Genomic DNA, 26,058 nt, shown 5'->3' with positions numbered 1-26,058 from the left:
CCGATATGGCGTCAAAAAGCAATGACAGTTCTGGCCGTGTTTTGAACCGCACGTTTTCCCTTGCAAGCGGCCATCTTGTTCAAGCTTCTTCCTCTTTTTTATAAAACGGGCACAGCTCCGGATTTTTACTGCAGGTGTTATCCCAATGCAATCCCGGGACAAGGAAGGGAACGTTTCGGCACTGGACTGAGCCGCATCCGCCATCCAGCCAGAAGCCCTCAAATGCCGGACATTCGCTCCGATAGTACGACTTTCCGGGACGCTCAAAGCACGCCCATTTGTCAGATGGGTCAATCACCGTGTCTACCCAGGTGCCTGTAAGTCCCCTGCGATGAAAATATTCTCTCGCCTCCACAAAGCCGGGGAGGTCCCAAAGGCCATCATGCACAGGCGGCGCGACATCCGGCATCGCAATCTTTCGCTGGCGCAGCTGCTCTATGGCGTCATCTTTCTTCGACATTTTTTGTTCCTCCCAAATAGTAGATAATAATGTCATCCGGATACGGTTTCCGCATGGATGAATGGCGGGGCAGTCCTTACAAGGGCTGCCCCACCAAAAGAAACGTCAATCTTGCTCGTCCTGATTAGGTTTGTGGAACCGGGTGCATTTGCAGTGACCATAAGGGTCGCTGATCCTGAGCCAGTAGCTGCTCACCTGAACGATACGCCCGCAGTTCCGGCAAAGGCATTTCCAGCGCACCTCTTTGCTTTTGATCTTCGGGTTGTAGACCCGGCCGAGTACAAGGAGATATCCAAATTCTTGCCCCGTCAGATCGTGTTTGAGCGGTGCGCTGCGGCAGCCGCATGATTTTGTTTTCCCACTTCTGAGGCTGCTGGAGAAAACAGAGACAGTGTTGCCGCAGGTGCACCGGCAAATCCACTTTGCCTTGCCGCCGGTGACCGATTCGTCCCGACGCAGCACCGTCAGATGCCCGAAAACCTTGCCTGTGAGGTCCACCAGATTATTCGATGGTTGGTGCCTGAGACAGCCGCAGGACCGTGTCCCGTTCGGCAGCAGGAGCCTGGTGGAAGAAACTACAGTCTGATTTCCACACTCACATTGGCAAAGCCACATGGGCCGTCCACGCTTTCTATCTTCCGCCCGCCTGAGGACGGTCAGCTTCCCGAACTTCTGCCCGGTAAGATCCTTCAGTTGTCCCATGTTATATCTTCCCCCCGGACAGACTCGAAGGCTTCAGGTGTGATGTATTTATTCGCCTGTTTGCTCATACCTCATAGACCTTCTCCTCTGTTCTGACATAGCTGTCGTAGTAGACGGTGTCTTCCTCCGTGGAGCAATAGACGCCGATATGAAGCTGGTGTCCAGGTGCCTTCTCAGGGTTGTGTTCCACAAAGCAGACGCGCTCCGAACTGCCGTCTTTCTGGAGCAGGTCGATGTTGATGCAGGGAAAATCATCATTTGGAAATACACTGACTTCGAGTGTGGAGCCATCCGGCGTGACCAGTCTGGCCACCGGGCCGTTCAATTCCACCGATTTGAAGTCAACCTGAGTGAAGCACGTGGGGGCGCAGAGATAAAACTGACCGTCCAGTTTAACCACATCCCCAACCGACATGCTGCGGCTGGTCTTGGGGTTCGGACGGTCATCACGGTTATATAGGGCGAAGAAGTTTTCCAGAATGCTGGCTCTGCGGGCAATGGGATCTTGTGGCAGAGGCCCACGGAACTCCAGGTTCCCATGAAAGACCGGCATATAGTACTGGGAGGGACCGGGCCGGCGTAGGGGCGGTTGTGGTCGTGCATTTTCAGCAGCAGCCCACGCTCGCTTAATACGGCAAAGGGCGCTTGGTACAGCGTGACGGGGATCTTCGTCACATCCTCATCCATGACTTCCGCAGCTCCGGTAGGCATGGACCGCTGCTCTTCCAGACAGCTGCGGCAGATATCGCCGCCAACGTAGTCGCTGGACATCTGGTAGTGTCCGGAGCCCTTCGGATGCTCCCAGACCAGCTCGGCGCCGCAGCGCCGGCAGTAGGTAGAGTTGGGATCTCTGGTTTGTGACATGGTAGTTCATAACCTCCTATTCGTTGTGGCACAGGGCCTTAATCATCCTCGGAATCCGGCTGATACACGTTTTGCCTGGCTTTGTCGGCATCCCAGTAAGGCAGGTACCGCGCTCCTCCAAGTTCCAGATAGAAACAGTAATGCTTGAGTCCATCATCCATTTCCACAATCTCGCCGGAATTTACAGCAACGCCCAAAAGCTGCGCGGCGGTGCTGTCTTCCAGACCGGAGAAGAAAGCCATTGGCGACAGCTCAACAACACCCTCCTGCCGGACGGCGCAGCGGAACTCGCTCGGGACCTCGCCCTCGTGGAACATGCTGTGCATACAACGTGATCTTATGTTCTTAAAGGTATAGATCCGAAACTCGCAGGGCCATTTCTTCTTCGGGCACCAGTCGGGTGGATAAACTTTGCATTCCTTCTTTTTGAACACACGTGGCTTTTTCCCGGCAGTACAGTAGGTCTGGCCAAACTGCAGATTGACACCGCGTTCCCGCCTGGGTACTGGATCCAGGTAGGTTAACCGGTTCGGGCAGCTCGTGCAGCGGTAGGGATCCAATCCTCGTTCAGACATAATTCGACACCTCCTGCTTTTGCCGATCTCGTTTCGTCGTTGATTTTGACATTTAGCTGTGAAACTCCTTTCTGATATTGGGCTTTGGACTTCGTGCCGTGTATGTGAACGGGCTTCGGCCCGGAACACAGGGTTATGCCTCCGGAACGGAGGCGCATCTATATAAAAAAGCGAGCAGGAACGGTTAATCCCTGCTCGCTTTGTTGCCGAAACCGGCTCGGAAAACAAAAAATGCCATCGCCCCGGAGGGGTGATGGCACATTGGAAACACGGTCTACTTTGCCGAAAGGCTCAGATACTGTTATCCAAAGTATATCCTATTCACTGAGAAAATGCAATCCCCCGGGAGTAAATCCTTGCCCGGCAGGATAAGGCTTGCATTTTACTCGGCGGTCGGGTATAATAGCGCCATAAAGTATCCGTTGATTGCGCAAGCGATCATCAGTTGCCGTGTTTCAAAGCGCCTGAAGGCAGATCAGCCTTTGGGCGCTTTTTTATATATAATACGGGCCTTCGGGCCACAGGATGGGACGCTGAAAGGCGTCCCTTTTTTTCGTTTCCGGGGAGGTGAGTGATTTGGAAACCGAAAGACCGAACGAGCACGTTCCGGCGTGCCAGAAACTGACCATCCACATCGTGGTTGAAGACGGCCGCGTTCAGGCTGTGTATGCAAACTGCCCTTTGGCGCAGGTTGATGCGGAGGTCCTGGATCTGGACGATGCCAAGGTATCGGACGATGCAGAATTGGAGTCCGTACGCCGGAGCATTGCTGAAGCGGCGGGCCGATGCACGAAGATCTATTGACTGGAGGCATAAGAATGCAGAACTTAGAGCGAATGAGGGAACTCATTCAAACGATCAACGAGGCAGACGAGGCCTACTACAAGTACGATGCCCCGATCATGGCGGATCTGGACTATGACCGGCTGTATGACGAGCTGGTGGCCCTGGAGCGGGAAACCGGGACCATCCTGTCCTCGTCGCCCACCCAGCGGGTATCCGGCGAGGTGCTGGAGAGCCTCACCGCCGTGCGCCACACCCGGCCGATGCTGTCCGCTGATAAGTGCAAAAGCGTTGCGGATATCCACAAATACCTGGGCGGCCATGAGGCAGTCCTGAGCTGGAAGCTGGACGGCCTCACCCTTGTGCTGCGCTATGAGAACGGGAAACTGGCGCAGGCGATTACCCGGGGCGATGGCCTGCAGGGCGAGGATGTCACCCACACGGTGCGCATTATGAAAAATGTCCCGCTTGTCATTCCCTGTAAGGAGCCGCTTGAGGTCCGGGGGGAAGGGGTCATCAGCTGGAAGGAGTTTCACGCCCTCAACGGGACTCTGGACGAGCCGTATGCACATCCGCGGAACCTCGCCGCAGGCAGCGTCCGAAAGCTGAACGCGGAGGAGGTCCGGGAGCGCGGGCTTTCCTTCATGGCCTTTGACCTGATCAGCGACAACCTGGGCGGCAGCACCAAGTGGGAAACCCTGCGCTTCCTGGCACAAATGGGGTTCACTACAGTGGGTTATTCCATCCTGGCCGGCGGCGCCTCGGAGGAGGCTGTCCGTCAGGCGATGGACTTCTATCAGCCCAAGGAGTATGCCTATCCGACGGACGGGCTGATCTTCGAGTTCAACGACCTGGCCTATGGCCGCTCCCTGGGTGCCACCGGGCACCATGAAAACCGGATGATCGCCTACAAGTGGCCGGACACCAGGTACGAAACCAAGTTCCGCCGCCTGGAGGTCGCCACGACCCGCACGGGGATGATCAGCCTGACCGCCGTTTTTGATGATGTGGTCATCGACGGCACCACGGTCAATCACGCCTACCTCCACAACCTGGACAACTTCACACGGCTGGTTCTGGGACCGGGGGACACCATCAGCGTGTATAAAGCTAACATGATCATTCCGCAAATCGCCGAAAACAAGACGAAAAGCGGAGGGTGTCCCTTGCCCGATGCCTGCCCCTGCTGCGGCAGCACGCTTGTGGTTCGCCAGAGCAGTGGCGGGACCCGCCAGCTGTACTGTGACAATGAGGCGTGCCCCGCCCGGCTGGTGCGGAAGTTTGTCCATTTCTGCAGCAAAACCCGCATGGAGATCAAGGGGCTGGATGAGCAGACGCTGACAACCTTTGTGCAGCATGGCTGGGTCAAAAACTACGGTGACCTGTATGAGCTGGAGCGGCACAAGGAGGAGATCCTCAAAACGCCGGGCTTCGGCGAGAAATCGTTTGTCCGGCTCCAGAAGGCGGTGGACGAGCGGCGCACCTGCACGCTCAATCAGTTCATTGCCGCTCTGGGTATCCCGGAGGTGGGACGCCACGCCGGCCGGATCTTGAACCGGAAGTTTGGCGGCTCCTGGGATGCTTTCGAGCGGGCCATCCTGGATCAGTTTGACTTCACGCAGTTGGAGGATTTCGGCCAGGTGATGAACGACAACATCTATTGCTGGTACAGCGACGAGGAGGAGGCCAAGCTCTGGCGGCCTGCCCTCAACCATATCACATTTCTGAAGGAGGAAACTACTATGCCTGAAGCGCAGAACAACCCCTTTGCCGGTAAGACCGTTGTAGCGACCGGCAAGCTGGATAACTACACCCGCGACGGGATCCAGATGAAGCTGCTAAGCCTGGGGGCCCGGCCCGCCAGCTCTGTCAGCAAAAAGACGGACTATCTGATCATTGGTGAAAACGCTGGCAGCAAACTGACTAAGGCGCAGACCCTGGGCGTCACGACGCTCACGGAGCAGCAGTTCCTGCAGATGTTGGCTGACGCCGGGATCGAGGCATAACCCATCTGGGACCGAAAGGAACACAACAACGCGGGGGCATCCAACTATCGGATGCCCCCGTATTCTTTGAAAGGAAATCATCAATATGGATATCAGAGAACGAATTGCAAATGCCAAGTCGCCGGAAGGGGACTTCATGCCGCAGTTTGAAAAGGCTGAGGAGTACCTTCTGAACCTGTGCCGAAAGTTCCGGGATATGACTATGGACCAACGGCCCGATACGGACGGTGTCGAAACCGCTGCCAAAGACCTGGAGCCGGTGAATGTGTGATTGGGATGGAAAACGACAACAAGCCGGTATCGCAGGACAACTGGGGTCAAATCATCCGTAAGGATGCCAAGGGGTGCTTTGTGGAGGTCAGAAACGACACCTTCCACCTTGACAAAGTACACCTGCAGTTTGTGTCCTATGACACCACAAAGCCAAAAGGCAGCCGTTATGTAAACAACATCAGCATATACATTGATGTGCCGGAGTTCCTGGCCCTGGCCCAGGAGGCCGCCTCCGGCACGCTCCACATGCGGATGCAGCAGTATAAGCAATCCGGAAACAAAGACCCTCTTTATGAGCATCTGGGCGGCACCTCAGCCAAGTATCTGACGAAATATGGACGTCCCCGTCCGGATGGAAAGAGCCTTTCCCGGGTCGTGCGGCTGACCGTTGCGGCAAAGTCGGATTATTTCCTCACCGCCGACAGCGGGCCGGGAGAGGAGAATAAGACCGGGCTCATTGTCCCGCGGTTCGGGACAAAGCCTGAACAGCATGTTTCTGTGATCCTCAGTTGGCGGCAGCTCAATGAACTGCTGCTGACGACGGTCGAGCACTACCGAGCCTGGCTCGCCGCAAAGTACGCTTCAGAATGGGCTGCGGTCCATGCCCAGCGCGCCAGCGGCAGGAACAGGGTGCGTGGGGAACAGGGGAGAGCGCCGCATTCAGCGGCGCCAGCCCCGGCACCGAAACCTCCGGCTCCCGCTGCACCTGCACAGAAAGCGCCTGCTCAGCAGGCTGGATTTGCAAGTGCCTTTGGCAGTGTTTATGGCAGTGGAAATGGCAAGTCCGGCGCGGGTGACAGGAAGATGTTTTGATGGTATAATCCTATTATCTACTCCTGTCTCTAAGGATGAACAGCGATTGAGCTGGAAATTCAGACAAGGAGTGGAACCTATGAAGTATTGTCCCTATTGCGGCGCTTCCCTTGTGGGAGGCGCCGCCTCTTTTTGCGCGGAGTGCGGCAAAAAGATCCCCGCCCAGACAGAGGCACCCCAATCGAAACCAAAGCCTAAGGGTAAGACGAGTGTGAGGGAGCGCCCGGCGCCTAAGCAAAAGCGCCGAAGCCCTCCAACCGGCCCGGCGCATCCGGCGAAACGGAAAAGGAATCCTATGGATATCAATTACGATGGCTATTATGACGATGTAAAGCCAGTGGATGCAGGGGAACAGGAGGAGGGAGTGGATCCTGAAATGGTCAAGAAGGTCGCCATTCTCCTGGCTGGCGTTTTTGCTGTGATTCTGGCGTCCGTGGCGCTCATGATGCTGTTGTAATCGGGCCGCCCCGTCCGTGTAATAGAGCAAAAGATGATAAGGATGGGGTGAAATGTATGATGTACTTATCGAAAGGTCTGTCCGTCCCGGAAAAGGACGGCACCGTCAGGGTATCCCACTGCGGCAGGATCTTCGCCCTTGGACCGGAGATGGCTGCTTTGTGGGAATCTGCCAGGCTGGCGCCAAAGCCTGTCCCGCCGCAGAAGGCCCGGTTCGTTGAGCGCCTGGAGCAGTCCGGCCTTGCCGTCACCACACAGGAGGAGGGCGGCCTGGCGCTCTACCGCCTGCTTTCCGGGAGCATTATCTGTCCGCAGGCCGAGCCGGAGGGGCAGTTTTCAGAAGCGGGTGGCGACGGCCGTATCTGGAGGTGGATCCAACACGCCGGCCTGCGCCTCACAGCCAGCGAGCTGATCCGACTGGAGGAGCAGGGGACAGACCCGACGCCGAATTTGCTCGGGGAAGAGGGACGGCAGCTACTGACGGAAAAGCTCTACTCAGCCCGGACGATCCGGGAAGGCGCTTTGGAGCAGGAGATGGAGCACTCTCCGGCGCGGGATGGTCTGGTTGCTGTGCTCCTTCGCCTCTTGCATGCGGGCTGTCTGTTTTTGGTATAGGAGGGGATAGAACAATGAAACAGGACTGGAAATCGCTGCCCCCCGCGCTTCAGCACCAGTTGATCATACAGATGGGGCTGGCGGTGTGCTGCCTCGTGTTGGCGATTGGCGCTTTGGCTTTCATCTCATTCTCGGTATCCGTCCCGTTCCTTTTGGGCGCCGCGCTGCTGACCATCTGTGCCGCGCGCCTGTACCGCACCGGGATGCGGGGACAGTATCTCATTCTCCGCGGGGTTATCCTGAAGGTAGAGAGGACTGTCCTCCGCCAACGGCCAAAATCCATACTGTTGGAGGCAAACGGGAAGGCGTTGCTGGTCATGCTCCGCAACAGGCATGCCGCCGTCCGGGAGGGCGACACGGTGACGCTGTATATTGCGGATACCGCTCCACTCTATGAATGGCAGGGGATCCACCGACTGCATGCCTACCTGGCGATGGTGCCGGGCAGACAGGACGGGGTTCAATGAGGAGAAATGGTTTACCATCTTTTTAATTACTGCATCCAGGGCATTTGGTATCGGGACAGTTTTCCCCTTTCTGATGATGATTTTGAGCGCATTATGAATGCCTTGGAAGGGAAAGTGCCAGCCAATGTGAAAATCTATCACTATGGAGTGCCTGGGCGGAAACGCTATGACTTGACCAATCCTGTCATACTCAACAGGCCGGTGCTTTCTCTTGATCCCTTTTCTATGGCGCAAGCGCGCATCCAACAGCCGGCATCCATATATGATAAGCAGCGCCGTGAGGTGTTCCCGGCCATCCGCAGGCTTGGTCGGTATGTAATCTATCAAGGAGCCAATGACTGGCCAAAGCTTTCCTATTTGGATGGGAACCGCTTGAGCATGATGGTCCCGATGGAAGTTGCTCCTGTGTCCTTAAAAGAGGCGCTGGATTTTGTCAGGCCTAATCACCGCCACTGTGCGGTGCCTCAGGGACACAAATTTTCTGTTGGGCTGACGGCTGACGGCGCCTTGATCGGTGTGGTCATTGCCAGTACACCGAAAGCCAGAGCATTGAATGACGGGCGCACTTTAGAGCTCAACAGGATATGCTGTGATCCGGTCTATCGGAATGCAGTCAGCAAGGTCAGCGGCGCGGCGATCCGCGCGGCCAGGGCCATGGGGTACCGGCGTATCGTGACCTACACGCTGCCACAGGAGTCCGGGAGCAGTATGCTTGCGGTTGGCTTCCGGCAGGACGGGATGACAGCGCCACGGCCAAATGGCTGGAATTGCAGGAGCCGCCCTCGCAAGGTGTCGGAAAAATATCCGGGTGGTGAGAAGATCCGCTGGATTTTGAATTTGGAATAGGGAACGATGGTTAAATATTGACCTTTGCATTTCTCCATGCTATAATCAAGTCAATAGTAACCGTGTTTTCTGACTGAAAACAAAGTTCCCGTGTACCACAGTGTCAAATGGCGCTATCGCGCCGTTTGGCACTTTTTTTGTTTTCCGCCCGCGCCAATGCGGGTTGAAATAAAATCATTTGTATGCAGGGTGAGGCCTGCGGAAAGGAGCAAAAAAGCCATGATGAAGATCTTTATCTCAGATGCCGTTGTGTCCAGAGGATACGACGGCGCGCCGGCGATCCGCCTTTTCAACAGCGAGAACGGCGGCGAGTTCGCGGTTTTCCAGGTTGGCATTCGCAAATACGACAGCCGGGCGGAGAACAACCACCGCTGGGTCAACCTGAAGGTCAAGGCCTTCGGCGACCTCTGCGAGCGCATCAAGAAAATGTCGCTCAAGGAGGGTTCGTTCATTTCCCTGTGCGGCGACTACGACGAGGAGCGCTGGACGGACAAGGATACCGGCGAGGGCCGTTCTGCGCCGGTCATCGTGCTTGATGACATCAAGTTCTCCCACACCGGCGGACAGAAGAAGGAACAGAACGGCAACGGCCAGGATACGGGAGGCCAGGGCCAGCAGGGCTACTCCCAGGCGCCCGGAGCTTCCAAGACCGCACCTGCGGCTCCGGCGCAGTCCGGCCAGACCATGCAGGCACCCACGGAAATGCCCCAGAACTTCACGGGGTATGAGAGCTTCAGCGGGGGACAGAACCCCTTCTTCCCGGGCTGAGGAACTGGAAACAATAATGACCACAGGCGTAAAAGAGCGCACATGAAGTAGGATCCGTCCACTCCATGTGCGCTCTTTTTTGCGTTTCTGGGGAGGTGATGGATTTGAAAAACAAATCTTTTGTGAAAACAAGCGTTAAACACCGGTCGAAAAAGCTGGATGTTGTCCTGCGCCGGCTGACCGGCGACACGATGACAAAAGACCAGCGACTGTGCCTGCAACACGCCTTGGACTGTCGGAGGCAGTATCGGCTGCGGCTGTGTAGAACCGGCTGCGATTTCAAGAAGGCCGTGTCGCCGGGACAGGCGAACAAGGACTGCGGCAAGCGCGTCAGGATGCTGCTTGGTAAGAATTGCGGCATGATGGCGGCGCTCGTCAGCAGCAAGACGCAGGGAAGGGGGGATAACACCGTCTATCTCTACCTGCCAGAATCGAAGGAGGCAATGGGTGATGAAATGCAAGAGGAAGATGCAAAAGAGGCGTGATGTCCTGACCGTCATCGGCATGATGATCCTGCTGGCCTTCATTCTCAGAATGTGGCCGATCCTGCTGCTGATGCTGATCGGTGTGTTTTTCTACGCACTATGGATGCTGTTCCACATGGATGCGGCGCCTCAGCAGCCGGCTCAGGCTCCGCTTTTGGCGCTGCCTCCGCCTGCGTCGGAGGAGTCGGTGCTGAACACGGCTTTCTCGGTGCTCCAGCGCAGGATCACCGAGCAGGTGCTGCTGCGGTATCCCAATGCCAGATGGGTCTGGGGTGTTGCAGATGCCCGGGATCGGTTCGACCACGGCGGAGAGCTGAGCATCCTGCTCAACCGCGCCGGCGGATACCGGAGAGCTGTGGTGCAGGTGAACAACCTCCAGTTCTGCGGGCTTCAGTATCCAACGGCCGAACAGCCGCAGCAGCCGGCCTCAGAGCCGGAAACTGAGCCGTCGGAAGAGCCGGAACAGGAGCCGGAGACAGTGGACTATGGCCTTCTGGCGTTTGAGTGGGTGGAGGCAAATCTCCAGGCGCTCAACGCCCAGTGCAATGAGGTGATTGGCAGCGGGAAGGACAGCTTCCGGATCCCCGCCAGCCAGCTCCCCCATGGGGACAGCTGGCCGCCCATCTGCAAGGAGCTGCTGAGGAACGGCTTTTTCGCCGCGGAACCGCTGGCGGACGGCATCCAGGTGCAGATCAAAGTCAAATAGGGAGTGTGAACAAAAATGAGCTCGAAACTGTTTGCTTTCAGCCGGCCTTTGCCTGCGCCTTTTGACAAGGCGAAGAAAAAGGTGAAGGTATCGTCCAAGTACAGCAACGGCACGGAGGCAACGCTGTGCAGCACGGTGGTCAAGGCTGTCCAGGCGTATTTCAAATGCAAGGACGGCTCCGCACCGGGTGCGGTCGGACTCTGCGGCACAAAGGGTGTCGCGGAATATAAGTCCGCCTCCGGCCCGGAAGTGTACCATCTGGCAATCTACGATCCTGCCGGCGGAGCCATGCTGGCCAGTATCTACAACAAGGACACGGAGATGCTCGAAACCTATGCCGTCCGCAACAATGGGCAGGACGGCGCGGCGATCATGATGTCGATGCTCCCCGCCCTGATGGCGGACGATGAGTTCCGGGAGAACCTGGATGCTCTGGAGATCCAGTATCAGGGCGGCTACCCGGACATGGGTGAGGCGACGGAGCGCATGGCCATCCTCTGTGACAATGCTTACCGGCGCATCAATGACAGCTCCTGCGCGGCGCATCTGCCGACCAGTATTGACAGCACCGGCAATGTGATGCGGGTGTCCACCACCCATATCGACTCCGGGAACTTCCGGCCGGACACCGTGGTTGCCGGGATGTTTACTATCCTGGCCAACAGCACCGTGCCGGAGAAACTGGAGATCAAACCCGCCACGCCCCACAGCGATTTTGTGGGGAAGTATGTGCTGGATACGACGCGGGTACTCACGCCCTTCGAGCAGAGCCTGGTGCCGGTCCTGGCTCCCTGGTATGTGCTGCCCGAGGAGGTGGTCACCATCTGCAAGCACGCCAAGCAGTCCACCGGCAAGGCGCTGCCCATGCGCAATTTCCTTTTGCGCGGCCCCGCCGGCACGGGAAAGACAGAGGGTGCCCGCGCCATCGCTGCGGGCCTGAATCTGCCGTATATGAAGTACACCTGCTCTGCCGGGACGGAGATCTACGACCTGATCGGCCAGGTGTTCCCCGACACGGATGGGCCATCCACCGGCGACGCCGAATTGGACCAGCAGCGGGCGCAGCTCAAGGAGATGGGCGGCATCACCTATGAGAATGTTAAAAAACTCATGGGCCTGCCTGACCTGGATGACATGGACTACGATCCCGCCGGGACCTATCAGAAGCTCACCGGCGCGGAGAAAGCCGATGCCACGTCCCAGGACTGCATGGGCCTGGTCATGGAAATGGTCACCGACAAGCTGCAGCAGCTTTGCAAGGTGAAGCCCGAGTCCTCCGATGGCCGGCAGACCTATAGTTACATCGAGACGGATTTCATCCGCGCGCTCAAGCACGGCTATCTGGTAGAACTACAGGAGCCCACGACCATTATCCAGCCCGGTGTGCTGGTGGGCCTGAACTCTCTGCTGGAGCAGGGGGGATCTATCACCCTGCCTACCGGCGAGGTGATCCACCGCCATCCGGACGCAGTGGTCGTGGTGACTACCAACGTCAGCTATGAGGGGTGCCGGGGCGTCAACCAGTCGGTTTTGGACCGGATGAATCTTACCCAGGACATTGAACTGCCCGCCCCGGAGATCATGGCGCAGCGCGCTATGAGCATCACCGGCTGTGAGGACGATGTTCTGGTGGGGCGTATGGTCCAGGTCGTGACAGACATGGCGGACTATTGCCGCAAGAACGGGATCTCGGACGGCAACTGCGGTATGCGAAGCCTCATCGACTGGATCATGAGCACGGAGATCACGGGAGATCCCTACAGCTCCGCGCTCTACACCATCGTGAGCAAGGCCACTTCCGACGAGGAGGACCGGGATGCTTTGAAAGCGACTGTGCTGGAGCCTATATTCGCGCCCAAGCGCAAGAAGGCGGTCTGAACAAAAAACTATGATTTAGAAGGGAGGACAGTTACTCTTGGCAAGAGTGAGTCATAAAAAGATCAAGCAGCTGATCGCGCAGAAACAGTCCAAAATCACAGACCGCCAGTTTTTCACCTCCCGCATCCTGGCAGCCCATTTTGCCGATATCGCCGCCGCCCAGACGCGGCGGTATGGCTGCCGGCGGCGGGTGAAGCTGGACATCAAGTGGGAGCCCAAGTCGCCGAGTTTGGCCCGCACGGACAATCTCTTGATCCATATCAACGCCGGCAACCCTTTTGTGACCAAGCAGAAAGGCCGTCAGGTGCGGTATGAAATGGTCAGCGGTCTGTTTACCCATGAGCTGGGACATGTGCTCTACACGGACTTCCTGCTCTACCAGTCCTATCACGCCTTCCTGGAATCAGGAAAGTGGTTCCCGGAACCGCCGCCCCTTCGGAATATCACCGAGCGGGACGCAGAGGCGGATTTCCTGGCCTTCCAGGCGTCCGACCCAAAAAACAGGGAGCTCGTTGCCCTCGTGACCCACGATATCCTGAACATCCTGGAGGATGGCTACATTGAAAACAGGATGCTGCTGGACTATCCCGGCATTTTGGGCAGCAGTCTTGAAAAAATACGTCAGGTCCAATTTGATGACCACCCTTCTATGGAGGATATGATTGAACAGGAGGCGGACGGCGGCCACATTTGGCAGAGCATTCACAGCGGGCTCCTCTCCTATATGCTTTGGGGCAAACTCAAGTACGGCGGAACGCCTCTCTCGGACGAGCGGATCCAGATGGTCTTTTCCCTCCTGGGCGATTTGGATAAGGCTCTGGTCAGCAGGGATGCCCGGGACCGGTGCAGGACGGCAAACTTGATCCTGATCCGCTGCTGGTCCCATATCAAGGATTTGCTGGAGAACATCAAGGAGCAGGCGGACAATACCGCTTCGGAAGGCGGCGGTTCCGGGTCCGGTGACCCGAACGATCTGCTGAGCACCCTACTCTCCGCCCTTGCCGGCGGCAGCGAGGAGGGCACCGGGGAAACGTCTCCTGTAGACGGCAGTCCCGCGCCATCGGAAGCTACATCGGCTACCGGCTCCCAGCGTGCCGCAACTGCGGCTTTGGCCGCGGGCAGTGCGGACGGCGAGAGTGAGGAGCAGGACCCCGAAAAGGCCGAAGCAAAGCCCTCTGGCGGGGAGAACGGTGAAGAATCTGGCGAAGAAGACGCCGGAGGCCCTTCAGCAGACGCTTCTCACGCTGAATCCAGCCAGAATGGCGACGGCGGCTTGGAAATGATGCCGGGTGCCCCCGGTTCACCCCAGCAGCATCAGAAGGTGTCGGACCAGGAGGGTGGCCGCATTCCGCTGCATGATACCAGTGAGGTTTCCGCACCGGAGGGCGGCAGCACGGAACATGACGACAGCTACGAAGGTGCTGGCTACACCGGGGCCGCCGACGACGTTGAACGGCTGCTGAACCGGATCGCAGAGAACAGCGTGACCACGGAGTTGGAGCGCCAGCGGACAGAGGAGCTGACAGAACTGGCCCAGAGCATCTCTTATGGGGACATCCATGACGGCGTCAGCAAGACAGTTCATCGGATTGCTTCCGTCAGTGAGGAACTGAAGGAGGAGTACCAGTCCATCGCCGGCGATCTTCTCCACATCTCCAAGCAGCTGCAAAAGTCAGTTCTCCAGCAGATGCAGGACAGCCGTCGGGGCGGCAAGCAGACGAGCCTGCTGATGGGCAGACGTTTGGACGCCCACGCGCTGTTTCGGACGGACTCCCGGGTGTTCTACAAAAATGCGCTGCCCAATGAGATGCCCGCGCTCTGTGTGGGACTCCTGTTGGACGAGTCGGGAAGTATGTCCTGGAACGACCGGGCTACCTACGCAAGGGCGACGGCAATCATCCTCTATGATTTCTGCCAGGCGCTCGGGATCCCTATTACCGTGTATGGCCACTCCACGTCCAGAGGCGTCGATCTCTATTCCTACGCTGAGTTTGACGCCATTGACCGGGATGACCGTTATCGGATGATGGACATTTCGGCCCGGGGCAGTAACCGGGACGGCGCCGCGCTCCGCTTTGTGGCGGAGCGGCTGGTACACCGGCCGGAGGACATCAAGCTGCTGATGCTGGTGTCCGACGGACAGCCTGCGGACGCCGGCTACGGTGGCACCGCGGCGGAGGAGGACCTGCGCGGGATCAAGCATGAGTACCAGCGCAAGGGGGTCCTGTTTATCGCTGCGGCCATCGGCTCCGATAAGGAGAACATTGAGCGCATTTATGGTGACGCCTTTCTGGACATCACCGATCTCACAAAATTGCCGGTCAAACTGGCCGGCATCATCAAGCGTTTTATTCGCTACTAATTGACAGCAGGGGAGGGCCGCACAAGCGGCTTTCCCCTGTCCGTTTACGGAAGGAGTATCTGATCATGGTAAAAAACGCGATGGATAGTTCTCTTGGCGTTTCCCTGACCGTGTCTGCCGTCTGCTGCCCCGTGGAGGCGGGTGAGGACCCCGCAGGTATCGCGCGGTATGTGCAGGCGGTGCTGGAGCCGGTGTTTCATCCGGCTGGAATTGCGGTCGAAGTGGCGCCGCTGGCGTATCAGCCGTGCGGAAAGGTGCCGGTCATCATTACGCTGGACGGGCAGGACCCCCGGCTGTTGTGGTACTACAAGGGGATGCCTGCTGAGGCGCTGTCGGAGGAGCTGTTTTGGCTCCTGTTCGACCTTCCCCTGGTCGCTGACCGTGTGCCGGCCTGAGCGCATAAGCCTGGCAAACAAATCCTCTGCCAAACAGATTTTCAAAAAAACGAAGAACGGGCCGGCCGCATCATGCCGCCCGTCAAGGAAAGGAGATCCCACATGGATACCATGACAAGAAACCATATCTTCATGGAAAATATTGATCTGATCAACCGCACGCTGCGCCGCCACCGGCTTTTGCTGTATGCCCTGCATCTGGAACTGGACGACGTCTACCAGGAACTGGCCATTGCCGCGCTCCAGGCCATCGACACCTACGATGACCGGCGCTGCGATTCGATTACCGTTCACATCTGGGCGAAACTTCAGTATGCAGTCCTGACCATCAAGCGGCGCAACAAGCCCCATGGCATTATGGCCTGTGAAGGCTTTGCACCTGGCGTCCTGTCCCAGGAACTGTCGGAGGACTATGAGTATCCCGCTGTTGCCGAAACGGGCAGCGACGATGACCTGATCCGGGAGAAGCGTCTGCGGCAGGCCTTGGCCAGACTGGAGCCTCAGGAGCGCCGTGCGGTGCTCGATTATCTGGATGGGATGAAACCCGCACGGAGATCTGAGAAGAACAGTTTTGACGCCGCGCTGGAAAAACTGCGCGACTTCTATCTCAGCACATACAGAACGGCCAGGTTTGGGCTGTAAAATTGGGGGAATATCCACATGAGCTACACAGCTATCGGCTCCGGCTCCATTACTCTGAATGCCGTGTCCGCCGAGGAACAAAAAGATCTCCAGAAAGCTCTGCTGACCCGGTATGACAGACTCCGTACGGCTGACTTGGCGCAGTGCGGAGATGATATGGCTTACCAAATTGAGAGGGAGTATCAAGAACTCACTCAGGCGATGTTAAAGTACAATGACCCCTTCTGGTGGCTTACGGTTGTTTTCAAAGAGGCAGGGTTCACTGAGGTGGAGCGAAACCCGAATGATGTGGCCTTGTCTATTGAGCTGTCATATTACAACAACTACTATGAGGACATGATTCTGGAACTGCTGAATACGCTGGTTCCCTTTACAGCAAAAGGCTTTATTTCCTACCGCGGTGAAGAAGGTGATTTATGGTGCCATGTTTTTGCCGGCGGGGAATGGACTGAGCGGAGCGGCCGCATCTGCTATGATGAACCGAGGCCTCAGTTCGAGGAGAGCAAGCAGAATCTGGAGCGCTTGATCGAGGAGATCCGCCGGCAGGTGATCTATGATGACCGCCCGTATGAGGATAAGGCGCGCGACCTTCTCAAAGCCTTTGAAGCGCATGACCCGGATGGCGTTCTGCTCGCCTTGAGCGGCAGGCGGCTCCATGAGCATGGAGTCGCTGCCGGTATTTGGCAGGACGGCGGAGAAAGTGCGCATCCTGATGAGGGCGAGTAAATCACGCATCAAGAAATGCGGCCTGGGCTGTTTCTCAGCCCGGGCCGCGTCTGTAACGATGAATTCCGCATCAAAAACTATTTTAGAATGGAGGGTGCTCGTATGGCGAGCGAAAATGTGTCGAAAACTGTGTCGCTGAAGGACTACATCATCGACATGCAAAGTGCAGCCGTGAAAGGTTCCGCCCAGTATGAGGTCGTGCTGGAGAACAACACGGACTTTATCATTAAGCGGCGGACGGCAACCACGGACCGGGAACTGGTGATCCTGGTGAGCAAGGGCCTCTATTACATCAAGGACTGCAAGACCGGGCACATCGAAGAACTGAAGGAACAGAGCCTGAACACGTTCCTCCGGGAACTGAAGGACGGGATGGTCGCCCTGCATGAGGTACACTGGCTGAGCAATCTCTACCGTGAGTCCGTCGGCCTGATCATGCAGGTCATCACCGACGAAACCCTGACGGACATGTGCCGGCATAACGTCCTGGTCAATACCTTTGATCCCACCTGGTACACTCGCTACTGGAAGCAGAACAGCAAGCTCTTTATCAGACTTTACAATATGTTTCCCAGTATGGCGGATCGAAAGAAATACCAGGCGAGCATTCCGGCCATCTTCTGGATCGAGGAGCAGTACGGAGCCAATGAGGCTATGTTCTTTGCCGAAAAACTCGTCCAGTCCGGGATTATGGAGCTGGATTTCAACCAAAATGGCTATTCCTACTATGAACGCCAGATTTCGCACGACCCGGGCTGGTTTCTCAAGGTCATGGCATCGCCCCACCGCGTCAATCTGCGACGGTTCATCGACTACATTCTGTTTGACCTTTATGCCCAGGGATATGCCAGCGTGACCAAAAGTTTCTTCGTAGAATACCTGGATTACCTGGAGATGCAGCAGAAATTCTACGGAAAGGTCAAAGAGAAGTATCCCACGCATTTCAAGACTGAGCATGACATTATGGCGCTCAAGGTCAATCAGGCCAGGCTGCTTGCCAAGTGCGAGGACTTTGAGCAGCAGAATGAGTCTATCAAGGACCTGGCCTACTCCGGAAGCGGGTACTGCATTGTGGTCCCCACTAAGCCGGAGGAACTGGCGGAGGAGGGGATCAACCTGAGTCACTGTGTCGGCCAGTATATTGACCGTGTAGCAGGAGGGGAGTGCCATATCCTGTTTCTGCGGCGCCGGGGCGCTCCGGATCGGTCTTTGGTAACGCTGCAGCTGAGCGGAAAACAGATCTGCCAGGCGCAGGGATTCAACCGGCGGCCGATCACGGACCAGGAGCGCAGGTTCCTGGTGCAGTGGGGCAGGGAGAAGGATATTCAGATTGCGGTGTAGGGAACTACATGCAGGCCGGCATAAGTGCGCTTGTGGCCGGCCTGCATGCGGCAATTTGCCCTCCTACACCAAAATAGACAACTACTACAAGTAACAGCCACGGTTGGGTGGCAAAATGGATTACGAAAGGAGAACATTCTACATGAAAGCTATCAGCATTGGAAAGCGGTATGAGATCCACGAGGACTCTCTCAAGGCCTATGACAAGCTCCCGGTTAATACTTACACCGTTCGTTTTGACAAGATGAGCGGTTTCTATCTGGAGGCACGCTCCAGGCTTGCCGTTACGGAAAAGGTGTATGGGATTCACCCGGAAAAGGCTGACAAGGTTCTCAAAGCATTCACGATGTTTGAGCGGAATCTGGGCGTCATCCTCAGCGGCTCCAAAGGGATCGGGAAGTCCCTGTTTGCCCGGCTTTTGTCCGCTAAGGCGCAGGATGCCGGCTATCCCGTCATCATCATTGACCAGTACATCCCCGGCATTGCTGCCTACATCGAGTCGATTGAGCAGGAAGTGGTCTTTCTGTTCGATGAATTTGACAAGACCTTCGGCAGCGTCTGCCCTGGCGCCAATGAGGCGGATCCACAGTCAGCGTTGCTGAGCATGTTCGATGGGACCGCTCAAGGGAAAAAGCTTTTCATCATCACCTGCAACAGCCTGTATAAGCTCAACGACTACCTTGTGAATCGTCCGGGACGGTTCCACTACCACTTCCGGTTTGACTATCCTTCCCCGGAGGAGATCCAGGCGTATCTCACCGATAAGCTCAGACCAGCCTATATCGGTGAGATTAGAAAGGTTATCCTGTTTTCCAAAAAGGTGGCGCTGAACTATGACTGCCTGAGGGCGATTGCGTTTGAGTTGAACCTGGGACTCCCCTTCGAGAAAGCGATTCAGGATCTCAACATCATCAATCTCCACGAGGAGTGCTACAACGTCACACTGCACTTCCATGGCGGCAGAACGATGACAGCCAAGCGCTGCCAGTTGGATCTGTTCGGCGATGACAGGCCTGAGCGTGTCTGCCTGCAAGATGAGCATGGCCGCGACCTGTTAATCGTCGAGTTTGATCCGCAGATGTGCGTCTATGACTATGAACGCCATGCGACCATCGTGCCCGCGGAGGCGCTCTCCCTGGACTACATTGATTATTACGAGGAGGAAACGGTGGCGGAGATTAAGAAACTGGTGCCGGACTATCTTTCGTTGACCAGAGCCGCAGAGCGGAACCTTCATTATCTGACGGCGTAAAGCCGTACTGCAAGAGAGGGGTTGGATTCGATCCGCCCCTCTCTTTATCAAAACCGACATATTGCTTAGGAGGCTCCATATGAAATGCAATGAACGAAATTGCTTGTGGTGCGCCTGGCGCGCCGCAACCGGGCCGGAAAACGATCCCACTCTCTGTTGCGGACATCCATCAAGTCAGGTGCGGCATCGTTTTGGAGGTTGCAATACAGCTGAAAACTGCAAAGCGTATCTGCGGGATGACCCAGGCCTAAAAATCAAGGTCAAGCGCGATACCAGAGAAATGCTGATGAAGGGTATCCATCAAATGGTTGTGGATAATGGGCAGTTTCAATCCGCAGAGGCAATTCTGGACTACTTTAGCCCTGATACCTACGATAGCCCCAAAGAGATCACCTGCGATGACTTTGATGTGGTAACTGAGGTTCAGTTTGGCGGTAGTGAGGGAATTTATCTTGATTGCTACGCAGAAGGCAGGATTCAGCCGGAGTGCGAGAAGAAACGCTGGCACCTTGGCACTTATAAGACCCTGGAGACATCTCTGAGCGCCATGCAGACACTGGGCGCCCTGGGCGGCGCCCTGACGTATTTCGCTTCGGAATACCTCTGGGAAAACGGCGAGCGGTTTCTCTCAAACCGTGATCTGCGGATCAGGGCACTTCAAAAGCGACAGAAGAAAGAGGAGGCTGAAAAATCTTGAGTTACACGACTTGGCACAATTACGGGTACGGAATCTGCGTGGATGACATCAAGACGCGGGATGTTACGCGCCTGGAGTCCATGCTGAAATTGGCGCCCAACCTGGACCGGGAGATACACAGGTGGCTGGAGGAATGCTCCATCAGCGAGCCAGTTTGGGATGACTATATGGAGTTCGACCAGGACTTTATGCTTGGCCTGGCAACCATTCTGCAGAAAGTGATTGAAGAGGCGGAGGGCCTGTGCCTGACTGCCTGTGACAATTGCGACAGCAGGACCTACCTGATTTACCAGCCGCGGTACCCCTGGGCGCTGACGCAGGCGGATCGGGATCTGACAGAAGAACATCTCGCTGCCATGTTCGGGCGATATGTCGGGATGCTTACGGACGAGGTGGTGGATGTTGACTACCAGGAAGTGGAGAACGGCGGCTGACGGCCCTTTCTGTGGTTAAATCTAAAATCAGCAGGCATGGTAAACTGCCCTTGAAACGGTACGAGGATGTTGCGGATCATGCGAAAGCTGTGTATAATAATATCATTCGGCGGGAAGGGGGGTCAGCAGGCATGGCGGCGACGGAATATGTCCTGATGAATCAGGATATCCCGGTATTGGATTTCACCTGCCGCAGGAATGAGTTTGACGAGCCGGAGTTCTTTGAAGGCACCTGGCATGTGGACTACCGCCCCATCGGCTATCGCGGTCTGGCTGCATTCCTGGAGCATCGGAAGGCCCCCAAGCATCGGGAGCACATCCGTCAGCTTCTGGAGCAGTATGGCTGTGATGATCTGGAGGGTTTCCTGCAGGTGACCCGCGCCCTGTCCCTGAACGACACCTTCTGGGTGAAGCGGCAGGGGGAGGTTCTGCAGTGGCGGGATGTATCCCTCTACACCAATCCCTTCAGCGAAGTGATCAGCGAGGCCGCCTTTGACGGCACCGTCAGTGAGACGGATTTTTCCTCTACCTCCCCTGAGTTCGGGACAGACGGTTACTACGCCAAGTGCTGGATCCGGGAGGAGAGCGGGATCAAGCTCTATAAGAGCGGCAGCGCTTTCCTGGAGATCGAGCCTCTGTCCGAGTTCCTGGCGTCGCAGCTGGCGGAAGGCATCTGCCGGCAGGCGGTTTTGTATGATCTGGATTACTACCATGGGAAACTGATCTCCAAGTGCCCGTTGTTCACAAGTGAACCGGTAGGGCTGGCCAAGGCAAGCGCGGTGTTCCACGGCGCTGAGCATACGATCCCCGACCTCCTGCAATATTTTCGCGGGATCGGGAGCGAGGACGCTTTCCGGCGTATGTGCATACTGGACGCGATTATCCTAAATCCGGACCGGCATTATGGGAATTTCGGCGTCCTGTTCGACACCGCCACCATGGAAGTTCTTCAGATGGCGCCGGTATTTGACAACAACAAGAGCTTGCTGCCGGAGCTGGACAACGACCAGCTGGCAGCGCCCGACTGGTATATCGCCCGGTGCCGCCCGCGGATTGGCAGGGACTTCATCCTGACCGCCCGGGGACTGCTGACGGATGAGATCCGGGCAGACCTGGAGCGGACGCGGGATTTTACCTTCCGGCAGCACCCGAAGATCCAGGCGGAGCAGATGCGGCTGGATGCCCTGAGCGGTATCGTGCGGGAGCGGATCAGGCAGATCCTGGCGTAGACTGGAAGCAATTCACAATGGTTTTGGGGACCACAGGCACATGCCTGTGGTCCTCATTTTTGCGTTATGATGGGAGGAACTCAACAAATGATGAAGCAAAATAAGGCTTTGACCAGCGTCGTATCCTATCCAGAGCGGGGACAGGGCGGAAACAATCGCTACCGCGGCAACTGCTCCCCCAAACTGATCGAAGATCTGATCGCCCATTTCCGGCCGCATGAGGTCTGTGACTATATGTGCGGCAGCAATACTACCGCCGATGCCGCACGCACCATGGGGATCGTCAGCCATACCTACGATCTGCACAGCGGGTTTGACCTGCTGCACACCGACATTAAGGAGCGCCCTGAGTTCATCTTCTGGCATCCGCCATACTGGGATATCATCCAGTATTCGGATGTGATGTATCGGGCCAGTGAAGTCCAACAGCGCTATGGCTACGATCCGCGCCAGTTTGATCTCTCCCGCATCGCCACCTGGGAGAGCTTTGTTCAGGCTATGAATTACTGCATGATGAAGCAGTTTTGCGCCTTGGAGCAGGGGGGACGGATGGCCGTCCTTGTAGGTGACATCAAGAAGAAAGGGAGACTTTTCAGCATGCTTTTTGAGCTGACGAAGCCCGGTGTGCTGGAGAATGTCATTATCAAAGCCCAGCATAATTGTATGTCCGACCAGCGAGTTTACAGCGGCAAGTTCATCCCCATTGTCCATGAGTATGTTCTGTTGGTGAGGAAAGACGCGCCGCTGGCGGTTCCTCTGCTGATGACATACCGGGTTCAGAGCGACATCCGGGATATGCCGGGCCCCACATGGAGGGACATTGTTGCCGGCGTGCTGGAAACCTGCCGGGGGTCTGCTTCCCTGGAGGAGATTTACCGGCAAGTGGAACCCCACAAACGGGCCCAGAGCCAACAGTGGTGGAAGGAGAAGGTGCGGCAGACCCTGCAAATCAATCCTCAGACTTTTGAGCACATGGGGCGGGGAGTGTGGCGGCTGCTCTAATGTTCAATACTATTGAGGAGATAAGAAATTATGGACTTTTATGAGTTAAAAAACAAGTACTTTTCCCTGGTCCGGAAGAAAATGATTAACGACTATAAGATGGGAAACATTGATTTCATGGAGTCGGAGGAACTGCTCGATCATATCATAGAGAGGATTGGAGTGTATCAGGACCATGGGAAATCCGATGATGAAAGCATTGCTTCTGCATTCAGGGATTTTCATGGAAAACTCCTGGCTTTGCGTCCGCTTACTTTAGGGTACACGGTTGGAGCATCCTACGATGGGCAGTCAACGATCCCGGGAGCAGAATATGTGTCAGTATTTCGAGGGCTGGTTGGCACAGAGTTTGCGGATGAAAGCATGGCGACAAAGTTTGCGGAACGAGATGGAGTGAAGCTCATTTTCGGCTTCCCTCCGATTCCGGATGGGTTATATGTGGATACAGAGAAGAATCGAAAAATCATTGAAGAATACCTCAACTCTGTAGCAAGCCCAGGTATAGGTGTAGAAAAAATGGCTGCAAAGGCCAAAGACGATATTCTTCTCGAAGAAGTAGATGCGCTGGAAACCATTTTATCGTGCATGAAGATTGAGGATATAACCATAAAGGTTGTGAAGGGCAGACTCATCGCAGATGATGCGGATGGAAACCACTGGGAAGAAAATGAAATCTATGATTTTATACTCAATGAATGCCTTGCTATTACTCCAAATGGGGTCTTGGCTCGGGGGCTTTGCATAAAGCAGGAATTCCTTGATTCGGTTCTGCACTATGCTGCGCAGCGAGGAGTGAAGGTAAACAGATTGACGATCTGAAAGACGGGGTGCCATACTGAAGCCCAAGTCGGCTTCATAGAGGTTGACGAACGTATGGAAGGATGATATAATCCAATCATACAGTATCCGTGCCACACCTAAGGTGTGCATAGTTGACCGTGTTTCCAAGTGCCATTTGCAGCAATGCAGATGGCACTTTTTTATTTTCCGGCCCATAATTACGGCATAGACAGCGTTCCTTTGCAGGAGCGCTGTTTTTGCATATACAGTGGTGAAATCCTCAAAAAACGAAAGGAGATTTGAAAACCATGGTGAAATCCTGTTGTGACAGCTACCACACCCAATTCAGCGACTTCTCCGCCATGCTGAGCTACCATGAGCAGGTCCGCAAGAGCAGCCTGTGGGAGCGCACCGAGGTCAAGAAGCTGCAGGTGGCGGCGCTGGACAAGACCTCTCCGCTGTATGAGGATACGGACAGCTTTGACCCCTCCGTATCCCGGGATGCGGTCAAGGACACTGCGGAGAACCTGAAACTGGCCATCAAGCTCCGGGACAAGTTTTTCCCCCTGCGCGATACCGCCTATAAGAGCCTGTTGGACCGGGCGAAGATCGGCGGCTCCGCGCTGCCCAAGCTCTCCCGGGAGAAGCTGGCCGACGTGATCAACGCATGCCTGGCCCTTCACAAGGACAGCGCCCTTTTGCTGATCCGCGACGAGAAGGTGTCCGCAGCCCACTCCGGCGACAGCCGGGATTACTCCGTGCTGGAGATCGACCAGTTGCTGGACGGGCTTCAGAGCAAGATGGATGAGCGTTTCCCGGGCAATCAGTTTTCTGCCGGGTATGTGGACCACGCCATCACCAGCGCCTCCTGGACGCTTCCCGGCCAGCGGGAGGAACTCCTTGACACCTACATCAAACTGCTGGCTGCGGAGGGCAAGTCGTCCATGGCAGCCAAGCTGATGCCGGGTATTCGATTCTCCACATCGGATACCGGCATGGCCTCGGCTAAGGTGTCGGCTCTGCTGGCCGGACTGCAGTACCCCATCCACATCGGCGGGATGATTGCCGTAGAGCACCGCCGGCAGTCCAAGGTGCCTGATTTTGTTGGGAGCCTGGATATGCTCTTTGCTCAGTTCGGAGATTCCGTTGCCAGACTGACCAGCCTGCTCTCTGTCCATTTGGATCACCCGGTCAATGCGATGACCGCGGTGTGCAAGCGCCTGACACTGCCTAAGAAGGCGGCTCTGGAGGCCATCAGCATGTTCGAAATGGCGGTTGGCAATGACGAGGCTACCGCCCATGACGTGTTCGTGGCCATGCAGGAAATCCCCTTCACTCTGAAGACGCAGGGGGTGCCGGAGAGTAAGCTGCTGGCGTTGCAGGAGAACATGGCCCGGGCGCTCACCATCAACTGGCGGGACTACGACTACGCCAAAGAGGTGAAGTGGTAATGGCCGCGCCCAATATCCTCTGCGATTGTACGGGAATGACCAATGAGATGTGGCTCAAATGCCGGGAACACGGTCCGAAGGGCAATATTGAATATACCGTTGGCGGCAGTGATGTCGCAACGATTTTCGGCCTTTCCCCGTGGACGACGCCCCTGGAACTTTGGATGGTCAAAAAGGGGCGCATGAAGCCGAAATCGCCTCCGAACCCCGACCAGTTGGCCATGGGACACATGTTGGAGCCGATTGCCGCTCACTTCTACGCCCAGAGGACGGGAAACACCGTCACGGACGACAACTATCTCTATCAACACGCCACGCTGGAGTACGCGCTTGCCAATATTGACCGGCGCTACACGCGGAAAGAAGATGGTGAGGGCGGCGTCCTGGAGTGCAAATCTCTGACCTACCACAAAGCGGCAGATTGGGCTGACGGAGCCATCCCCATCTACTACGAGCTGCAGCTGCGCTATTATCTTGCAGTCCTGGACGAAAAGCACGGAGCTTTCTCGGCTCTTTGGGGCAACAATCCGGAGAATGACTTGGCCACGCCTCACATTGAACAGGTTCAGGCCAAGGAGGACATTATTTTTGAGAAGCTGGACCGATGGATCTGGAGCTTGCGGCATGATAAGCCTCCTACCATGGAGGATGTTCAGCCGCAGCTGGCAATGGATGCCCTGGCGCGGATTTACGGCGCCGGTAAAAAGGGACTGCCCACCATTGAGTTTCCCAGGAAATATGAGCCGCAGCTTCGGAAAATCGCCGCGCTGCAGGAGGAAAACGCGCAACTCAAGGGCGCTATCAAAAAGAACGAGGAGGCTATTGAGGCACACAGCGTGCGGATCGCGGAACTGATGAAAGAGCACGAGCATGGGATCCTGACCACGACCACAGACAAATTGCTGGTGGATTTTGTGACGAGTACATCCCGGCGCGTCAGTTCTGAGTACCTGAAGCAAAACTATCCATCCATTTATGAGGAGGCACGAAAGCCGTCCAAGAACCGGAAAGTCAAAGTAACCATTCAGTCTCTGTGATTTTTGGACAGGC

At 56.2% G+C, this 26,058-nt stretch carries 29 protein-coding genes; 25 read left to right on the top strand and 4 right to left on the bottom strand.

Annotated elements, in window-relative coordinates; genetic code table 11:
• Positions 1–79: 79 nt before the first annotated feature.
• The 4 genes from KFE19_04670 to KFE19_04655 all read right to left on the bottom strand — a co-directional run bounded on the left by KFE19_04670 (position 80) and on the right by KFE19_04655 (position 2,601).
• Positions 80–460 (bottom strand): hypothetical protein, encoded by a 381-nt coding sequence (locus tag KFE19_04670; protein ID QUO38808.1) that lies wholly within the window; start codon positions 458–460, stop codon positions 80–82.
• 105 nt (positions 461–565) lie between these two features.
• On the bottom strand, positions 566–1,162 hold the full coding sequence (locus KFE19_04665) for a hypothetical protein (protein QUO38807.1): 597 nt from the start codon (positions 1,160–1,162) through the stop codon (positions 566–568).
• A 64-nt stretch (positions 1,163–1,226) separates the two neighbouring features.
• Positions 1,227–1,715: a hypothetical protein gene (locus tag KFE19_04660; protein ID QUO38806.1), complete on the bottom strand. Its 489-nt coding sequence runs from the start codon at positions 1,713–1,715 to the stop codon at positions 1,227–1,229.
• A gap of 349 nt (positions 1,716–2,064) precedes the next feature.
• Positions 2,065–2,601, bottom strand: coding sequence for a hypothetical protein (locus tag KFE19_04655; GenBank protein ID QUO38805.1), 537 nt, complete (start codon positions 2,599–2,601; stop codon positions 2,065–2,067).
• Between the two features lie 576 nt (positions 2,602–3,177).
• On the opposite strand from KFE19_04655, the gene KFE19_04650 reads away from it, so the two are divergent.
• The 25 genes from KFE19_04650 to KFE19_04530 all read left to right on the top strand — a co-directional run bounded on the left by KFE19_04650 (position 3,178) and on the right by KFE19_04530 (position 26,045).
• Positions 3,178–3,405 carry a hypothetical protein gene (locus KFE19_04650; protein QUO38804.1) on the top strand — a complete coding sequence of 76 codons (228 nt, stop codon included), beginning with the start codon at positions 3,178–3,180 and terminating at the stop codon, positions 3,403–3,405.
• Between the two features lie 14 nt (positions 3,406–3,419).
• Positions 3,420–5,390 (top strand): NAD-dependent DNA ligase LigA, encoded by a 1,971-nt coding sequence (gene ligA, locus KFE19_04645; GenBank protein QUO38803.1) that lies wholly within the window; start codon positions 3,420–3,422, stop codon positions 5,388–5,390.
• An 85-nt stretch (positions 5,391–5,475) separates the two neighbouring features.
• Positions 5,476–5,661: a hypothetical protein gene (locus KFE19_04640; GenBank protein ID QUO38802.1), complete on the top strand. Its 186-nt coding sequence runs from the start codon at positions 5,476–5,478 to the stop codon at positions 5,659–5,661.
• Positions 5,662–5,666: 5 nt separating this feature from the next.
• Positions 5,667–6,476: a hypothetical protein gene (locus KFE19_04635; protein ID QUO38801.1), complete on the top strand. Its 810-nt coding sequence runs from the start codon at positions 5,667–5,669 to the stop codon at positions 6,474–6,476.
• Between the two features lie 79 nt (positions 6,477–6,555).
• The gene (locus tag KFE19_04630) at positions 6,556–6,933 is read left to right on the top strand and encodes a hypothetical protein (protein QUO38800.1); all 378 of its coding nucleotides are present in this window, start codon (positions 6,556–6,558) and stop codon (positions 6,931–6,933) included.
• Between the two features lie 56 nt (positions 6,934–6,989).
• The gene (locus tag KFE19_04625) at positions 6,990–7,547 is read left to right on the top strand and encodes a hypothetical protein (protein QUO38799.1); all 558 of its coding nucleotides are present in this window, start codon (positions 6,990–6,992) and stop codon (positions 7,545–7,547) included.
• Between the two features lie 14 nt (positions 7,548–7,561).
• Positions 7,562–8,014 (top strand): hypothetical protein, encoded by a 453-nt coding sequence (locus KFE19_04620; GenBank protein ID QUO38798.1) that lies wholly within the window; start codon positions 7,562–7,564, stop codon positions 8,012–8,014.
• Positions 8,015–8,020: 6 nt separating this feature from the next.
• Entirely contained in the window at positions 8,021–8,860 is an 840-nt protein-coding gene (locus KFE19_04615; GenBank protein QUO38797.1) for a hypothetical protein, read from the top strand.
• A gap of 219 nt (positions 8,861–9,079) precedes the next feature.
• Positions 9,080–9,628, top strand: a complete 549-nt coding sequence (locus KFE19_04610; GenBank protein ID QUO38796.1) for a single-stranded DNA-binding protein — start codon at positions 9,080–9,082, stop codon at positions 9,626–9,628.
• A 104-nt stretch (positions 9,629–9,732) separates the two neighbouring features.
• Complete coding sequence (locus tag KFE19_04605) at positions 9,733–10,113, top strand: hypothetical protein (GenBank protein QUO38795.1); 381 nt, start codon at positions 9,733–9,735, stop codon at positions 10,111–10,113.
• Complete coding sequence (locus KFE19_04600) at positions 10,079–10,819, top strand: hypothetical protein (GenBank protein ID QUO38794.1); 741 nt, start codon at positions 10,079–10,081, stop codon at positions 10,817–10,819. The genes KFE19_04605 and KFE19_04600 overlap by 35 nt, the downstream gene beginning before the upstream one ends.
• 15 nt (positions 10,820–10,834) lie before the next feature.
• Positions 10,835–12,697, top strand: coding sequence for an AAA family ATPase (locus KFE19_04595; protein ID QUO38793.1), 1,863 nt, complete (start codon positions 10,835–10,837; stop codon positions 12,695–12,697).
• Between the two features lie 46 nt (positions 12,698–12,743).
• Positions 12,744–15,059, top strand: coding sequence for a nitric oxide reductase activation protein NorD (locus KFE19_04590; GenBank protein ID QUO39520.1), 2,316 nt, complete (start codon positions 12,744–12,746; stop codon positions 15,057–15,059).
• Between the two features lie 80 nt (positions 15,060–15,139).
• Positions 15,140–15,454, top strand: coding sequence for a hypothetical protein (locus tag KFE19_04585; protein QUO38792.1), 315 nt, complete (start codon positions 15,140–15,142; stop codon positions 15,452–15,454).
• 102 nt (positions 15,455–15,556) lie between these two features.
• The gene (locus KFE19_04580; protein QUO38791.1) at positions 15,557–16,096 is read left to right on the top strand and encodes a hypothetical protein; all 540 of its coding nucleotides are present in this window, start codon (positions 15,557–15,559) and stop codon (positions 16,094–16,096) included.
• 18 nt (positions 16,097–16,114) lie between these two features.
• Positions 16,115–16,822, top strand: a complete 708-nt coding sequence (locus KFE19_04575) for a hypothetical protein (protein ID QUO38790.1) — start codon at positions 16,115–16,117, stop codon at positions 16,820–16,822.
• Between the two features lie 102 nt (positions 16,823–16,924).
• On the top strand, positions 16,925–18,163 hold the full coding sequence (locus tag KFE19_04570; protein QUO38789.1) for a PcfJ domain-containing protein: 1,239 nt from the start codon (positions 16,925–16,927) through the stop codon (positions 18,161–18,163).
• A gap of 142 nt (positions 18,164–18,305) precedes the next feature.
• Entirely contained in the window at positions 18,306–19,415 is a 1,110-nt protein-coding gene (locus tag KFE19_04565; GenBank protein ID QUO38788.1) for an AAA family ATPase, read from the top strand.
• A 79-nt stretch (positions 19,416–19,494) separates the two neighbouring features.
• A complete protein-coding gene (locus KFE19_04560) occupies positions 19,495–20,112 on the top strand; it encodes a hypothetical protein (GenBank protein ID QUO38787.1) in 618 nt (205 codons plus the stop codon).
• A complete protein-coding gene (locus tag KFE19_04555; protein QUO38786.1) occupies positions 20,109–20,546 on the top strand; it encodes a hypothetical protein in 438 nt (145 codons plus the stop codon). The genes KFE19_04560 and KFE19_04555 overlap by 4 nt, the downstream gene beginning before the upstream one ends.
• 131 nt (positions 20,547–20,677) lie before the next feature.
• Positions 20,678–21,775 (top strand): HipA protein, encoded by a 1,098-nt coding sequence (locus KFE19_04550; protein ID QUO38785.1) that lies wholly within the window; start codon positions 20,678–20,680, stop codon positions 21,773–21,775.
• Between the two features lie 66 nt (positions 21,776–21,841).
• Positions 21,842–22,777 (top strand): hypothetical protein, encoded by a 936-nt coding sequence (locus tag KFE19_04545; GenBank protein ID QUO38784.1) that lies wholly within the window; start codon positions 21,842–21,844, stop codon positions 22,775–22,777.
• 30 nt (positions 22,778–22,807) lie between these two features.
• Entirely contained in the window at positions 22,808–23,596 is a 789-nt protein-coding gene (locus tag KFE19_04540; GenBank protein ID QUO38783.1) for a hypothetical protein, read from the top strand.
• 269 nt (positions 23,597–23,865) lie between these two features.
• Complete coding sequence (locus tag KFE19_04535; protein QUO38782.1) at positions 23,866–25,008, top strand: hypothetical protein; 1,143 nt, start codon at positions 23,866–23,868, stop codon at positions 25,006–25,008.
• Positions 25,008–26,045, top strand: a complete 1,038-nt coding sequence (locus KFE19_04530; GenBank protein ID QUO38781.1) for a YqaJ viral recombinase family protein — start codon at positions 25,008–25,010, stop codon at positions 26,043–26,045. Before KFE19_04535 ends, KFE19_04530 begins: the two co-directional genes overlap by 1 nt.
• The last annotated feature ends 13 nt before the right edge of the window (positions 26,046–26,058 follow it).

Source organism: Dysosmobacter sp. Marseille-Q4140, from assembly GCA_018228705.1.
Taxonomy (GTDB): domain Bacteria; phylum Bacillota; class Clostridia; order Oscillospirales; family Oscillospiraceae; genus Oscillibacter.
Note: the sequence above shows the minus strand (reverse complement) of the source record. Positions and strands in the feature narration are given on the sequence as shown.

What these genes read in the sequence shown, in the direction of transcription:
- KFE19_04670 (QUO38808.1), bottom strand. Translation starts at nt 460, where the DNA reads ATGTCGAAGAAAGATGACGCCATAGAGCAGCTGCGCCAGCGAAAGATT.
- KFE19_04665 (QUO38807.1), bottom strand. Translation starts at nt 1,162, where the DNA reads ATGGGACAACTGAAGGATCTTACCGGGCAGAAGTTCGGGAAGCTGACC.
- KFE19_04660 (QUO38806.1), bottom strand. Translation starts at nt 1,715, where the DNA reads ATGCCGGTCTTTCATGGGAACCTGGAGTTCCGTGGGCCTCTGCCACAA.
- KFE19_04655 (QUO38805.1), bottom strand. Translation starts at nt 2,601, where the DNA reads ATGTCTGAACGAGGATTGGATCCCTACCGCTGCACGAGCTGCCCGAAC.
- ligA (QUO38803.1), top strand. Translation starts at nt 3,420, where the DNA reads ATGCAGAACTTAGAGCGAATGAGGGAACTCATTCAAACGATCAACGAG.
- KFE19_04640 (QUO38802.1), top strand. Translation starts at nt 5,476, where the DNA reads ATGGATATCAGAGAACGAATTGCAAATGCCAAGTCGCCGGAAGGGGAC.
- KFE19_04635 (QUO38801.1), top strand. Translation starts at nt 5,667, where the DNA reads ATGGAAAACGACAACAAGCCGGTATCGCAGGACAACTGGGGTCAAATC.
- KFE19_04630 (QUO38800.1), top strand. Translation starts at nt 6,556, where the DNA reads ATGAAGTATTGTCCCTATTGCGGCGCTTCCCTTGTGGGAGGCGCCGCC.
- KFE19_04625 (QUO38799.1), top strand. Translation starts at nt 6,990, where the DNA reads ATGATGTACTTATCGAAAGGTCTGTCCGTCCCGGAAAAGGACGGCACC.
- KFE19_04620 (QUO38798.1), top strand. Translation starts at nt 7,562, where the DNA reads ATGAAACAGGACTGGAAATCGCTGCCCCCCGCGCTTCAGCACCAGTTG.
- KFE19_04615 (QUO38797.1), top strand. Translation starts at nt 8,021, where the DNA reads ATGGTTTACCATCTTTTTAATTACTGCATCCAGGGCATTTGGTATCGG.
- KFE19_04610 (QUO38796.1), top strand. Translation starts at nt 9,080, where the DNA reads ATGATGAAGATCTTTATCTCAGATGCCGTTGTGTCCAGAGGATACGAC.
- KFE19_04600 (QUO38794.1), top strand. Translation starts at nt 10,079, where the DNA reads ATGAAATGCAAGAGGAAGATGCAAAAGAGGCGTGATGTCCTGACCGTC.
- KFE19_04595 (QUO38793.1), top strand. Translation starts at nt 10,835, where the DNA reads ATGAGCTCGAAACTGTTTGCTTTCAGCCGGCCTTTGCCTGCGCCTTTT.
- KFE19_04585 (QUO38792.1), top strand. Translation starts at nt 15,140, where the DNA reads ATGGATAGTTCTCTTGGCGTTTCCCTGACCGTGTCTGCCGTCTGCTGC.
- KFE19_04580 (QUO38791.1), top strand. Translation starts at nt 15,557, where the DNA reads ATGGATACCATGACAAGAAACCATATCTTCATGGAAAATATTGATCTG.
- KFE19_04575 (QUO38790.1), top strand. Translation starts at nt 16,115, where the DNA reads ATGAGCTACACAGCTATCGGCTCCGGCTCCATTACTCTGAATGCCGTG.
- KFE19_04570 (QUO38789.1), top strand. Translation starts at nt 16,925, where the DNA reads ATGGCGAGCGAAAATGTGTCGAAAACTGTGTCGCTGAAGGACTACATC.
- KFE19_04565 (QUO38788.1), top strand. Translation starts at nt 18,306, where the DNA reads ATGAAAGCTATCAGCATTGGAAAGCGGTATGAGATCCACGAGGACTCT.
- KFE19_04560 (QUO38787.1), top strand. Translation starts at nt 19,495, where the DNA reads ATGAAATGCAATGAACGAAATTGCTTGTGGTGCGCCTGGCGCGCCGCA.
- KFE19_04550 (QUO38785.1), top strand. Translation starts at nt 20,678, where the DNA reads ATGGCGGCGACGGAATATGTCCTGATGAATCAGGATATCCCGGTATTG.
- KFE19_04545 (QUO38784.1), top strand. Translation starts at nt 21,842, where the DNA reads ATGATGGGAGGAACTCAACAAATGATGAAGCAAAATAAGGCTTTGACC.
- KFE19_04540 (QUO38783.1), top strand. Translation starts at nt 22,808, where the DNA reads ATGGACTTTTATGAGTTAAAAAACAAGTACTTTTCCCTGGTCCGGAAG.
- KFE19_04535 (QUO38782.1), top strand. Translation starts at nt 23,866, where the DNA reads ATGGTGAAATCCTGTTGTGACAGCTACCACACCCAATTCAGCGACTTC.
- KFE19_04530 (QUO38781.1), top strand. Translation starts at nt 25,008, where the DNA reads ATGGCCGCGCCCAATATCCTCTGCGATTGTACGGGAATGACCAATGAG.